The 11952-nt window shown below is 68.1% G+C and carries 10 protein-coding genes; 8 read left to right on the top strand and 2 right to left on the bottom strand.

Going from position 1 to position 11952, the window contains the following annotated elements; genetic code table 11:
* Positions 1-11 precede the first annotated feature (11 nt).
* A complete protein-coding gene (locus tag PYV00_RS18880; RefSeq protein ID WP_275229847.1) occupies positions 12-506 on the top strand; it encodes a hypothetical protein in 495 nt (164 codons plus the stop codon).
* Positions 507-573: 67 nt separating this feature from the next.
* Here the strand turns inward: PYV00_RS18880 and PYV00_RS18875 are convergent, their stop codons facing one another.
* Both PYV00_RS18875 and PYV00_RS18870 read right to left on the bottom strand, forming a co-directional pair.
* The gene (locus PYV00_RS18875) at positions 574-2415 is read right to left on the bottom strand and encodes a glycosyltransferase (protein WP_275229846.1); all 1842 of its coding nucleotides are present in this window, start codon (positions 2413-2415) and stop codon (positions 574-576) included.
* A gap of 258 nt (positions 2416-2673) precedes the next feature.
* On the bottom strand, positions 2674-3441 hold the full coding sequence (locus tag PYV00_RS18870; RefSeq protein ID WP_275229845.1) for a phosphocholine cytidylyltransferase family protein: 768 nt from the start codon (positions 3439-3441) through the stop codon (positions 2674-2676).
* Positions 3442-3585: 144 nt separating this feature from the next.
* Between PYV00_RS18870 and PYV00_RS18865 the strand changes: the two genes are divergently transcribed.
* From PYV00_RS18865 to PYV00_RS18835, 7 genes are all read left to right on the top strand, one after another.
* Complete coding sequence (locus PYV00_RS18865; protein ID WP_275229844.1) at positions 3586-4956, top strand: lipopolysaccharide biosynthesis protein; 1371 nt, start codon at positions 3586-3588, stop codon at positions 4954-4956.
* Complete coding sequence (asnB, locus tag PYV00_RS18860) at positions 4957-6888, top strand: asparagine synthase (glutamine-hydrolyzing) (protein WP_275229843.1); 1932 nt, start codon at positions 4957-4959, stop codon at positions 6886-6888.
* Positions 6882-8486, top strand: coding sequence for an FAD-dependent oxidoreductase (locus tag PYV00_RS18855; RefSeq protein ID WP_275229842.1), 1605 nt, complete (start codon positions 6882-6884; stop codon positions 8484-8486). The genes asnB and PYV00_RS18855 overlap by 7 nt, the downstream gene beginning before the upstream one ends.
* A 45-nt stretch (positions 8487-8531) precedes the next feature.
* A complete protein-coding gene (locus tag PYV00_RS18850) occupies positions 8532-9746 on the top strand; it encodes a M20 metallopeptidase family protein (protein ID WP_275229841.1) in 1215 nt (404 codons plus the stop codon).
* Positions 9747-9876: 130 nt separating this feature from the next.
* Positions 9877-10332 (top strand): nuclear transport factor 2 family protein, encoded by a 456-nt coding sequence (locus PYV00_RS18845; RefSeq protein ID WP_275229840.1) that lies wholly within the window; start codon positions 9877-9879, stop codon positions 10330-10332.
* Positions 10329-11267: a hypothetical protein gene (locus PYV00_RS18840; protein ID WP_275229839.1), complete on the top strand. Its 939-nt coding sequence runs from the start codon at positions 10329-10331 to the stop codon at positions 11265-11267. The genes PYV00_RS18845 and PYV00_RS18840 overlap by 4 nt, the downstream gene beginning before the upstream one ends.
* Positions 11264-11950, top strand: coding sequence for a phosphotransferase-like protein (locus PYV00_RS18835; protein WP_275229838.1), 687 nt, complete (start codon positions 11264-11266; stop codon positions 11948-11950). The genes PYV00_RS18840 and PYV00_RS18835 overlap by 4 nt, the downstream gene beginning before the upstream one ends.
* Positions 11951-11952: the final 2 nt, after the last annotated feature.

Below are 11952 nucleotides of genomic sequence, written 5' to 3'. Positions count from 1 at the left end.
AGGAACGTGTCATGATGCTTGGCCTTTCGCTCGCGCAGTTCACCGCGCTTCACGTTGCCATCAGCCTTGTCGCGATCGCGGCCGGACTGATCGCATTGCCCGCCTATGCCGCTGGCCGCCGTCTTTCGCTCTGGCTTCAGGTCTTCCTCTGGACGACGCTGGCGACCAGCCTGACCGGCTTTCTCTTCCCGATCGGCGGCTTCACGCCGGCGCTGGGAGTGGGGATCATCTCGGTGATCGATCTGGCCATCGCGTTCGCCGCCTGGCGCAAGCTGGCATCGGGCGGCGGGGCAGCCCTCGTCTTCGGCGTGACCGCGACGCTGGCGCTGTACCTCAACCTCTTCGTGCTGGTGGTGCAATCGTTCCTCAAGGTGCCCACGCTCAATGCGCTGGCGCCTACCGGCACCGAGCCGCCCTTCCTCGCGGCCCAGGCCGTGGGCCTGCTGGCCAGCGCGGTGCTCGGCTTCGTGCTGGCGCGCAGCCTGCGCCGCGCGGCGATCGCCTGACCCCGCGCGGTACGGCGAATTCGGCGCAAGGCCGCGTGTCCATCCGGGCGCGCGGCCCTTGCGCGGTTCAGGCGCGCGATACGGCGGGGATCGTCAGGTCCTGGACCAGTCCGGTGCCCGCCCGCCGATCGCGGAACGAGAGCCAGGCCATATAAGGCGCGCAAAGGAAGCGCAGGGCGATGAGGGCCAGGCCAAGCGCCGCCAGCATCCCGAACGTGTCGCCGATCCGGCCGTGCAGCACCAGCATCGCCCCCGCCAGCGCCAGCCCGGCCGCGCCGAGCACGGTTTCGCCCCGCACCGATGCCAGCGCCGCCTTCAGGCTGTCCCCCTCGCCGAACTTGGGTGTGCGCCGCCAGGCCAGCGGCTTGCTGGACAGCCCGGCGAGCCCGGCCGCCAGCACCACATAGCTGAGCGAGGCGCGCGCGATCTCGCCCCGGATCATCGCGCCGATGCGATCGCAGCCGGTCAGGCGATAGCGCTGCCAGACGCGCACGAGTTGGGTCGCGATCGCGAGTGGCATCACGGTCCAGACGATATCGGGCACGGCGATCGGCCGCAGCGCGCCCAGCAATGTCGCGGCCGAGACGATGCCCAGCACGATCAGGCCCGAAAGCAGCGCGGCCAGGTTCTGCAGCGGCGCGATGCAGCGCAGGACTTCAAGCAGCTTGGTCCAGCCCGGCATCGGCCGGGCCCAGGGCGTGGGCAGGAACAGCCGCCAGTGGCGCACGAGCTGCTGCACCGGGCCGGCGGTCCAGCGAAAGCGCTGCTTCTTGTAATCGCTGTAGGTTGCCGGGATCAGGCCGCGTCCGAACGTCTCGCCGATATAGATCCCGCGATAGCCGGCGGCGCGCAGCCGCACCGAAACTTCCGAATCCTCGGTAAGGCACCATTCCGCCCAGCCGCCCACGCATTTCAGCACGCGGGTGCGCAAGAGGCACATCGTGCCGATGGTGAAGGCGCCGCCATATTCGTGCACGCCCACCATATCGACCTTGTTGTTGGGCATGTATTCCCAATAGCAGCTCGTCAGGAACGCGCTGTCCGCATAGTCGCGATAGTCGTGCGGCGTCTGGACATAGGCGATCTGCGGGTCTTCGAAGAATGGCACCAGGCGCTTCAGGAAGTCCGGCGTGGAATAGTAATCGGCGTCCACCACCGAAACCAGCTCGGCATCCTTCGCCATGTGCCGCAGCAGGTAATTGAGCGCCCCGGCCTTCGCGCCGGGCAGCGGGGAGACGTGGAAGAAGCGGAAGATCTCGCGGCCCGCCCGGGCGTTCAGCTCGCGCGTGTGCCGCTCCAGCGGCCGCCACAGCGCCTCGTCGCGAGTGTTGTTGTCGCACACCAGCACTTCGAAATTGTCGTAATCGAGCGCGGCCAGGCGGTTCATCGTCTCCATGACCACTTCGGGCGGCTCGGCATAGCAGGGCAGGTGGATCGAGACTTTCGGGCGGAAGTGGCCTGGCCCGGCCTCGGGCGCCTCGTTCGGCTCGCGCCAGCGCCGGTGCGTCAGCAGCGCCTCGCGCGCGACGCGTTCCAGGCAGCGGGCAACGATGAAGACCAGCCCCAGCGTCAGGCTGACCAGCGCCAGCGCCTCGAGCGCGGGCGGCAGCGCGGTTTCGCGGATGAACAGGCACGACCACAGCCAGCCGATCAGCACGCCGGCGAAATCGATCGTCAGCCAGGCGCTTCCCGGCGCGCTGAGATTGCGCGCCGTCAGCCTGACCAGTACCGAAAGCGCCAGGAACGCGAGCAGCGGCGGCAGGCTGGCGCGAAAGCCGGCCATCCAGCCAGTGGCGAGGAACGTGATGACCGATGCCGCCAGCAGATCGACAGCGCCGCTGAACGGGACGCGGCTGCGCGCCGGGCCCGCGACATTGCGCGATATCCATACCGAAGCGACCAAGGCCATGATGGTCGCGAACAGAACCCACGGGTCTAGATCGACACGTTCAGGAAATAACAATGCGGGGCCCTCGCTAGCACCGAAAATTACGCACAACACCTTATTTTTTGTGCGCTGCAGCGGCCAAGGGGCCATTCGGTTCCGTCAGGCAAGCATGTTTGCGACGAGCGGAGCGCCTGATACGACCTACGAAAGCCGAATTATGTCAGAAGGTTGCTCGTCGCACGGGAGGCACGTTCTGTCGACGGGCCGGCGCGTCGCGGTTTACCCTTTGCCGGCCGCTGCCCAGCGATCGGTCAATTGCGTCGCAATCTCGATATCGTTGAGGAAATCGACTTCGGCCCAGTCCAGCCCTTCGATCGAGACGGTGCCGACCTTGCCGGTGGCGGCCAGGCTGTCGATCACTTTCAGGTACCAGTGCTGCACGCCTTCGGGCGTGCGCATCGCCTTGCGCACGGCTTCGCGGAACAAGTCGGCGCCTTCGCCGCGAAAGGCCAGGAAGCCGATCGATTCGGCGTTCGACTGCGCGGCGGTCAGTGTCTTGCCGATATGGACGAGGCGTCCGTCGCGCGCGCGTTCCACTTTCATGTCGTCGCTGTCGTAGGATGGCTTGGCGTCGATGGTCACGGCGATCGGCCAGCCGCCGCCCGGCGCATCGCCGCCCTGCTGCACCCGGCGCACCAACTCTTCGGAAACCAGCGTATCGCCGTTGAGGATCAGGAAATCGCCGCGCATCGCCTCGCGCGCGATCCAGCACGAGCCGAGATTGTCGGCCACCTTGTAGAATGGATTGAACCGCGTGGTGATCGTCACGCGCGGATCGGCGATCCGCGCGATGCATGCGTCGACCATGTCGGTCATGAAGCCGGTGACGACGTCGATCCGCTTCACGCCGCCGCGCGCCAGCATCTCCACTTGCCATTCCAGCAGCGTCCGGCCGGAAAAGTCGATCAGGCACTTGGGCCGCTCGGCCGTCAGCGGGAGCATCCGCGAGCCCTGGCCGGCGCTGAGAAGGATGGCGTGTTCGATCATTGGCGGCGGCTTTCCCGATACATGACGATTGCGTGAAAGCGCGCCGCTCTACTCCCTGGCGCGGCAAAGGGAAAGTCCACTCCGCCTTCGCGCCTTTCGCGGCAAATCTTGCAAGTGGCTCGCCCCTCGTCCAAATGCACCTCGATGCCGAAGATTGACCGCTCCGTGACAAAAACCCCGATCGGGCGGATCCTCCAGAACACGGCCTGGCTGCTGGGCGGCAAGGGCTTTGGCGCAATTTGCGGAATCGCCTATCTCGCGATCCTCACGCGCACGCTGGGCCTGAAGAATTTCGGCCACTTCGCGCTGATCTTCGGCACCGCGCAGGCGCTGATCGCGATCGCCGGTTTCCAGACCTGGCGCGTGGTGGTGCGGTACGGCAGCGAGCATGTGCACCAGAAGGAGTGGGACAAGTTCGGCCGGCTGGGCCTGCTGTGCGGGCTGCTCGACGCGGTCGGCGCGGTGATCGGCTGCGTGCTGGCCGCCGTCGTGATCTATGGCTTTTCCCACAGGCTCGATCTCAACCCCGCCTATATCGACCTGGCGTTCTATTTCTGCTGCGCCTCGCTCTGGGCGCTGGTTTCGGCGCCGACCGGGATCGTGCGCGCGCTGCACCGCTTCGACATGGCGGTCTATGTCGAGGCGGTGGTGCCGGTGGGGCGCCTGCTGGCGGCGCTGACGATCTGGGGCACGGGGCCGAGCGTGGGCCGGTTCCTGTTCGCCTGGGCCGCGATCGATATCCTGGAAGCGGCGCTTTACTGGGTCATGGCGCGGCGGCTCTGCCCGCAGGCGGTGCGGCTCTCGCACCTGGGGCAATGGCGGCTGGCTTTCGCCGAGAACGAAGGGCTGGGCCGCTTCTTCATGGTGACATATGCCAGCGCGACGCTGGAGGCGGCGATGCGCAATGGCCCGCTGCTGGCGGTGGGCGCTTTCGTCTCGACTCGCGCGGCCGGTCTCTACCGGCTCGCGGCGCAGCTTTCGCAGGCGCTGAGCAAGCTTTCCACGCTGCTGACCCGCGCGGTCTATGCCGAAGTGGCGCGCGTGCGGGTATCCTCGGAAGCGGCGGAATTCCGCAAGCTGGCGGTGCAGACCAGCCTGATCGCCGGGCTGGCCGGCGTGGTCGTGATCGGGATCGCGGCGATCGCGGGCAAGCAGCTGCTCGCGCTGATCGGCGGCGACGATTTCGAGCAGGGCGCGGCGATCCTGGTGCCGCTGGCGGTCGCCGCCAGCTTCGATCTCGCCAGCGTCGCGTTCGAGCCCGTGCTGCATTCGACCGGGCGGGCGCGCCACGCGCTGATCGCGCGGCTGCTGGCGGTCTCCGCGCTGGCGGCCGGGATCTTCGCCTTGCAGGGCTTCGGCACGATCGGCATCGCCTGGGCGGTCTCGATCGGCGGGGCGGTGTCCTATCTGGCGATGGGCGTTGCCGCGCTGCGCACGCTCAACCGCAAGGGTGATGAGGAAGCAGCCCGGCTGCCGGTCGAGCTCCTGGCCGACGATCCACGGGAAGTGACCTAGATGTGCGGCATCGCCGGCTGGTATCGGCGCGGCGGCCGGCCGGTGGCCGAAGCCGCGCTGGCCCGCGCCTGCGCCACGATCGTCCATCGCGGGCCGGACGATCAGGGCCTTTTTGCCGAGGATGATTTCGGCTTCGGGATGCGCCGGCTTTCGATCATCGATCTGGCGGGCGGCCACCAGCCGATCTTCTCGCCCGACCGGCGCTTCGCGATCGTCTACAATGGCGAGATCTACAACCATCCCGAACTGCGCGCGGAACTGGCCGATTGGGGCTGGAGCTTTGCCACGCACAGCGATACCGAGACCGTGCTGGCCGCCTTCGCACGCTGGGGCGACGATGCCTGGCCCCGGCTGGAAGGCATGTACGGCGCCGCCATCTGGGACCGGCGCGACCGCCGCCTGACGCTGGCGCGCGATCCGCTGGGGATCAAGCCGCTCTACTACAGCCTGCAGCGCGGCGGCCTGGCCTTCGGCTCGGAAATACGCGCGATCCGGGCGCTGGACGGGCTCGATTTCACCATGGACGAGCGCGCGGTGCATGATTTCTTCATGTTCGGCCACGTCCAGAAGCCGCGCACGATCTGGAACGAGGTGAGGACGCTGGCGCCCGGCCACCTGCTCCACCTCGGCCCCGAGCGCGATCCCGAGGTCCGGCGGTTCTGGACCCCGCGCTTCGCCGTGCAGGAGGGGTTGTCCGAAGCCGAGTGGATCGCGGAAACCGGCCGCCGGGTGGACGATACCGTGCGCCGCCACATGCTTGCCGATGTCACGGTGGGCGCGTTCCTTTCGGGCGGGGTCGATTCGAGCGCGGTGGTCGCGGCGATGGCCCGGCACGCCAGCGCCCCGGTCAAGGCGTTCACCGTCGGCTTTCCCGGCACCTCGATCGACGAGACCGAGGCGGCGGCGCGAATCGCGCGGCATCTGGGCTGCGAGCATATCGTCCTGCCGCTTGAACCGCAGGATGCCGGCGTGATGCTGCCGCAAGTGCAGGCCGTTTTCGATGAGCCTTGCGCCGCGACGGCGGCCGTGCCCGTCTGGCACGTCTCGCGGCTGGCGGCGCAGCATGTGAAAGTGGTGCTTTGCGGCGAGGGGGCCGACGAGATCTTCGCCGGCTACAAGCGCCAGCGCACCGCGCTCGCCGCCGCGCGCATGGCGCCGTACTTGCGCCTGCTCGATCCGCTGCTTGCCGCGATCGACCGTGCGCCGGGCCTGGGATCGAAGCGGTTCAACTACTTACGGCAGAACGCACGGCGTTTTCGCCAGTCGGCCCTGCTGGAAAGCAATTACCAGCGCTTCTTCCAGGGCACCCAGATTTCCACCCCCTGGGTGCGCGAGGATCTGTACGAGCCGGGCTTCCACGCCCGGCAGGAAAGCGACCATCCCTTCGCCGATCTGGAGCGCGAGTATTTCGGCTGGCCCGGCGCGCGCGATCTCGATCCGCTGGACCAGTTCATGCTGGCCGACCTGACCGTGCACATGCCTTCCTCGCTGCTCAACCGCACCGATCGGGGCAGCATGGCGCATTCGCTGGAAGCGCGCGTGCCGTTCCTCTCGCACAAGCTGGTCGACTGGTCGCTGACGATGCCGCGCGCGATGAAGCTGCGCGGCAAGGTGGGCAAATATGCCTTGCGCAAGGCGGTGGAGCCCTGGCTGTTCCCCGGCGCGCTCGACGATCGCAAGCTGGGCTTCCAGCTGCCTTTCGCCGAATGGTTCAGCGGCGGCTTCGCCACCTTCGCGCGCGAGGCGTGGAGCGGCAGCGCGGCCAGCCGCAGCGGCTACTTGCGGCAGGACGCGGTGGAGAAGCTCTTTGCCGAACACGCGGCGGGTCTCGCCAATCACGGCCGCATCCTTTACGCCATCGCCATGTTCGCGTGCTGGTGGGAACAGACATTCGCCGGGACCGGCCCGGCCCGCGAGGCGGCGCCGTGCTGATCGACCTGGCCCGCGATGCCGATGCCCTGGCCGGCCGGCGCTTCGACGTCTGCGTGATCGGCGCGGGCGCGGCGGGCGTGCCGCTGGCGCGCGCGCTGATGCAGGCGGGGCACAGCGTGTGCCTGGCCGAAAGCGGCGGGCTCGATTTCGAGGAACGCACCCAGGCGCTCTACAAGGGCGAAAACGTGGGGATGCCTTATTACGACCTTGAGGAATCGCGGCTGCGCTTCTTCGGCGGCACGGTGTCGATCTGGGGCGGGCGCTGCGCCTTGTTCGACGATATCGATTTCCGCCGGCGCGACTGGGTGCCGCATTCGGGCTGGCCGATCGGCCGCGCGGACCTGATGCCGTGGTATCGCCAGGCGCACGAGATCTTCGAGATCGGCCCGTTCGAATGGGACGATGCCTATCGCCTCGTCGGCATTGCCGATCAGGGCTTCGATCCCGAAAAGCTGGCGACCGAGCTGTGGCGCTTCGACGAGGCGAGCGAGCGCTTCGCCGCCTCGCGCGCGAAAGACCTGATCGACGCGCCCAACGTCACCGTGCTGCTCCATGCCAACGCGGTGAAGCTGCAGGCCGCCGCCAACGCCGGGTCGATCGAGCATGTCGAAGTGCGCTCGCTGGGCGGGCGGAGCGCCGTGATCGCGGCGACGCATTTCGTGCTCGCCTGCGGCGCGATCGAGAACGCGCGGCTCATGCTCGCTTCGGACGATGTCGAGGCGGCGGGCGTGGGCAACGCGCACGATCAGGTCGGCCGCTTCTTCATGGAGCATCCCACCGGGCGGATCGCGCGGGCCGATACCACGCGCCCGTTCGACTTGTGGGCGGCCTACCAGAAGCGCTTCATGAAGGCCGGGCCGCCGCTCGCCCCGGTGCTGCGGCTGGCCGACGCGGTGCAGGAAAGCGAAGGCGCGCTCAATTCGATCGTCACGTTCAAGCTGCAGCGCGACCCGAACAAGGGCGTGGCGCTGGGCAACAAGCTTTACGGCACGATCAAGCATTCGCTGAACCCCAACCGCACCGGGCGCACGCTCGATCATCTCTATCGCGGGATGCGCGCGTGGTTCCACCGCGTGGTGCGCGAGCCGATCGAGGCGGCGATGGCCAATGCCGGGATGACCGGGCTCTACCTCATCATCCGCGGCGAGCAGGCGCCCAACCCGGACAGCCGGGTGCTGCTCTCGGCCGCGCGCGACGAACTGGGCCAGCGCCGGGCCGACCTCTCGTGGCAATTGTCGGCGCTCGACAAGCACACCGCGCGCGTCGTCACCCGCGTGTTCGATGAAGAGATGCGCCGCATGGGCAAGGGCTCGGTCACGCCCAGCGAATGGCTTTCGGAACCCGGCCCTGCCTGGCCGGTCGATCCCACCGTCGGCAACCACCCGATCGCCGGCTATCATCACCTTGGCGGCACGCGGATGAGCGCCGATCCCCGGCACGGCGTGGTCGATGCCGATTGCCGGGTGCACGGCTATGCCAACCTGCACGTCGCCGGCTCCTCGGTCTTCGCGACGGCGGGCTGGGCCAACCCGACGCTGACGATCGTCGCCTTCGCGCTGCGGCTGGCCGACCGGCTCGACGGGCTGCTGCGCAAGTAGGTATCCCACCCTCGACACCGCGCTTGCGCCGCGTAAGATGCCGCGATGCTGCACGAAGCCCTGATTGCCCAAGCCCGCGATATCGCCGATCGGATCACCGGCCTGCGCCGCGCGATCCACGCCGAGCCGGAGCTTGGCCTGCACACACCGAAAACGCGCGACAAGGTTCGCGCCGCGCTGGCGCACTTGCCGCTGACCTGGCGTGAGGGGCCTTCGACCACTGGCCTTGTCGCGACGCTGGCGGGGGAGGGCGGCGAAGGTGCCTCGGTCCTGCTGCGCGGCGACATGGATGCGCTGCCGATGCCCGAGGAAACCGGGCTCGCTTTCGCCTCCACCATTCCCGGCGTGATGCACGCCTGCGGGCATGACGCGCATGTCGCGATGCTGGCGGGCGCGGCGGAACTGCTGTGCGCGCGCCGGGCCACGCTCAAGGGCGAGGTGCGCTTCATGTTCCAGCCGGGCGAGGAGGGCCACCACGGCGCGCGCTTCATGCTGCGCGATGGTTTGCTGGACCCGCTGCCCGATGCCGCTTTCGCGCTTCATGTCATGCCCAATGCGCCGCACGGGCTGGTCGGCGGGCGCGCCGGGCCGCTGCTGGCCGCCGCCGACCAGATCGAGATCATGGTCAGCGGGCGCGGCGGCCACGCCTCCATGCCGCACGACACGCTCGATCCGGTGCCGGTCGCCTGCGAGATCGTCTCGGCCATCCAGACGATGGTGGCGCGGCGCTACAGCGTGTTCGATCCGGTCGTCGTCACGATCGCGAAGATCGCCAGCGGCACGGCGCACAACGTCATCCCCGACAGCGCGCGGATGACGGGCACGATGCGCACGCTGTCGGCCGCCAGCCGCGCGCGGCTGAAGGACGAATTGCCACTGCTCGCCGCGGGCATCGCCGGGGCGCACGGGCTCAGCGCCGAGACGACGATCATGGAAGGCTTCCCCGTCACCGTCTGCGATGCGCGCGCGGTCGATTTCGGCGAGGCGGTGGCGCGCGACATGTTCGGCGATCAGGCCTTCCTGCGGCTGGCCGACCCGATCATGGGCGCAGAGGATTTCGCCTATGTGCTGGAAAAGCTGCCCGGCGCGATGTTCTTCCTGGGCGTCAGCCATCAGGGCGACGACTGGCGGCAGTGCTGCGGCATCCATTCCACGCGCATGATGGTGGATGAAACCGTCATGCCGATGGGCGCGGCCTATCTGGCGGGGCTGGCCGAAAGCTATCTGGCGCGCGGCTTCGCGCCGAACCTGCAAGGCTGATCGCCGCCCACCCGAAGCCCGGCCTGTCCGAATTCCGCAAGGCGGATTGCGCCCGGGGTCATGCGCCGGCGCTTGCAAAGCCGGTGGGGCTTTGCTGCCTTGGCCGGCGAGAACGATCGCGGGGGAAGGCATGGACAGGCTGGAACGGCTTGAGGCGATCGAGGCGATTCGCGCGCTCAAGGCACGCTATTTCCGCCTGATGGACACCAGGCAGTGGGACGCGCTGCGTGCGGTGTTCGCCGCCGATCTCAAAGTCCTGACGCCCGAAGGGGCGGTCTATGTCGCGGGGGGTGATGCCTATGCGGCAAGCCTGCGCCATTCGCTGGAGCACGCGGTTTCCTGCCACCAGGGCCTGACCGGCGAGATCGAACTGCTGGACGATGGCACCGCCACCGGCATCTGGGCGATGCAGGACGTGATCGAGTGGGAGCAGGCCCACCCGCGCACCGGCTGGAAAGCCATCCTCGGGCGCGGCCATTACCATGAAACCTACCGGCGCGAAGGCGGGGCATGGCGCATCGCCACGCTGACGCTCACCCGCCTGCGTCTCGACATCACCTGGCCCGAGGGACACGAACCGTCATGACCGACCTCAGCTTCGCAGACCATTTCGGCGCCGGCCGCGATGACAATCCCTACTGGAACGAGAGCGTGTGGTTCTCGATGTCGATCCCGGAACGGCGGATGCACGGGCTGATCCAGTACTACTTCCGCCCTAACATGGGCATGTTGAACGGTGGCCCGGTGCTGTGGGATCCGTCGGGCACGTTCCAGTGGAACTGCCTCTACTACAACTGGAGCCACTTGCAGGCGCTGCCGGCGGGCGCGCGCAAGTTCGACATGCGGGCGCGCAATTCGCTTTCCTGCCGGGTGATCGAGCCGCTGCGGCGCTACAAGCTCGACTATGCCAGGGACGGCTTCGAGCTGGATCTGGAATGGACCGCGATCGGCCCGATGCATGAGCTGAAGACTGGTGATGCCGGGCAGAAGGCGACCGCCAAGTTCCATATCGAGCAGCCCGGCCGGATGAAGGGCACGATCCGCCGGCACGGCGAGGCGTTCGCGGTCGATTGCTTCTCGATGCGCGACACGTCCTATGGCGCGCGCGATTACGAATCGCTGGCGCGCGGCGGCTATTTCTGGGGCATCGCCGCAAACAGCAGCTTCCACGCGCTGTGCATGGGCGCGGGGCGCGAGGCGGCCAGCATCGGCGGCTACATCATGCGGGACGGCACGATGGCCAGCCTCGTCTCGGGCAAGCGCGAGATCATTGAATACGGCCGGTTCGGCCCGTCCAGCGTGGTGTTCGAAGCCGCCGATGCGCTCGGCCGGACGATGCGCGCCACCGGCAGCATCGATCCGGGCCTGGTCTTCACCGGCTATACCGACCACACCGTCGTCTGGTCGCTGGTCGAATGGGACTGGGACGGCGTGACCCACTGGGGCGACAACCAGGAATTCTGCCCCGACGAGACGTTCCGCCGCATCGCGCGCGGCGAGATCGCGCTGGGGGCGGCATGACCGCGCCGGGCCAGATCGTCGTCGTCAACGGCACGTCGGGTTCGGGCAAGTCCACCACTTGCGAGCTGTTCCAGCAGCGGCGCGACGATTACTGGCTGCTCTACGGCATAGACCATTTCACCGCGAACACGCTGCCGGCGAAATACGGCCACCACGGTCCGCTCGCCGTGCAAGGCATCAGCGCCGTGCCGCGCGATCCGGCCGATCCCGACGGGCCCCTGCGCTGGGTCTTCGCCGACCAGGCCATGCGCGCGTTCGCGGCGATGCACGAATGGATGGCCGCGGTCTCGCGCCAGGGGCTCAACGTGGTGTTCGATCACTTGCTGATGATGGACCCGCCGGTGCTGCAGGATCTGGTCTGGCGCACCCGTGGCCTGCCCGTGCTGCTGGTGACGCTGCGCCCGCCGTTCGAGGTGCTGGAACGCCGCGTGGCCGAGCGGCGGATGGACAAGAAGATCCCGGTGGACTTGCTGGGCGAGGACGCGGCGCGAAAGATCGTCGATCGCCTCACCCGGCTGCGGCCGTGGTTCTATGAGGAAGTCTATCGCAACCAGGTTTCCGACCTGACGATCGACACCGAAACGCATTCGCCCGAGGACGTGTGCGAGTTGATCGCGGCGCGGCTGGCCGAAGGACCGGGCACGGCGTTCGACCGCCTGCGCGAGTTGCACCCGCGCCCCTGAAG

Source organism: Novosphingobium album (ex Liu et al. 2023) (assembly GCF_029076845.1).
In the GTDB taxonomy this organism is placed as follows: domain Bacteria; phylum Pseudomonadota; class Alphaproteobacteria; order Sphingomonadales; family Sphingomonadaceae; genus Novosphingobium.
Note: the sequence above shows the minus strand (reverse complement) of the source record. Positions and strands in the feature narration are given on the sequence as shown.

What these genes read in the sequence shown, in the direction of transcription:
- PYV00_RS18865 (WP_275229844.1), top strand. Translation starts at nt 3,586, where the DNA reads ATGCCGAAGATTGACCGCTCCGTGACAAAAACCCCGATCGGGCGGATC.
- PYV00_RS18875 (WP_275229846.1), bottom strand. Translation starts at nt 2,415, where the DNA reads ATGGCCTTGGTCGCTTCGGTATGGATATCGCGCAATGTCGCGGGCCCG.
- asnB (WP_275229843.1), top strand. Translation starts at nt 4,957, where the DNA reads ATGTGCGGCATCGCCGGCTGGTATCGGCGCGGCGGCCGGCCGGTGGCC.
- PYV00_RS18845 (WP_275229840.1), top strand. Translation starts at nt 9,877, where the DNA reads ATGGACAGGCTGGAACGGCTTGAGGCGATCGAGGCGATTCGCGCGCTC.
- PYV00_RS18840 (WP_275229839.1), top strand. Translation starts at nt 10,329, where the DNA reads ATGACCGACCTCAGCTTCGCAGACCATTTCGGCGCCGGCCGCGATGAC.
- PYV00_RS18880 (WP_275229847.1), top strand. Translation starts at nt 12, where the DNA reads ATGATGCTTGGCCTTTCGCTCGCGCAGTTCACCGCGCTTCACGTTGCC.
- PYV00_RS18850 (WP_275229841.1), top strand. Translation starts at nt 8,532, where the DNA reads ATGCTGCACGAAGCCCTGATTGCCCAAGCCCGCGATATCGCCGATCGG.
- PYV00_RS18870 (WP_275229845.1), bottom strand. Translation starts at nt 3,441, where the DNA reads ATGATCGAACACGCCATCCTTCTCAGCGCCGGCCAGGGCTCGCGGATG.
- PYV00_RS18835 (WP_275229838.1), top strand. Translation starts at nt 11,264, where the DNA reads ATGACCGCGCCGGGCCAGATCGTCGTCGTCAACGGCACGTCGGGTTCG.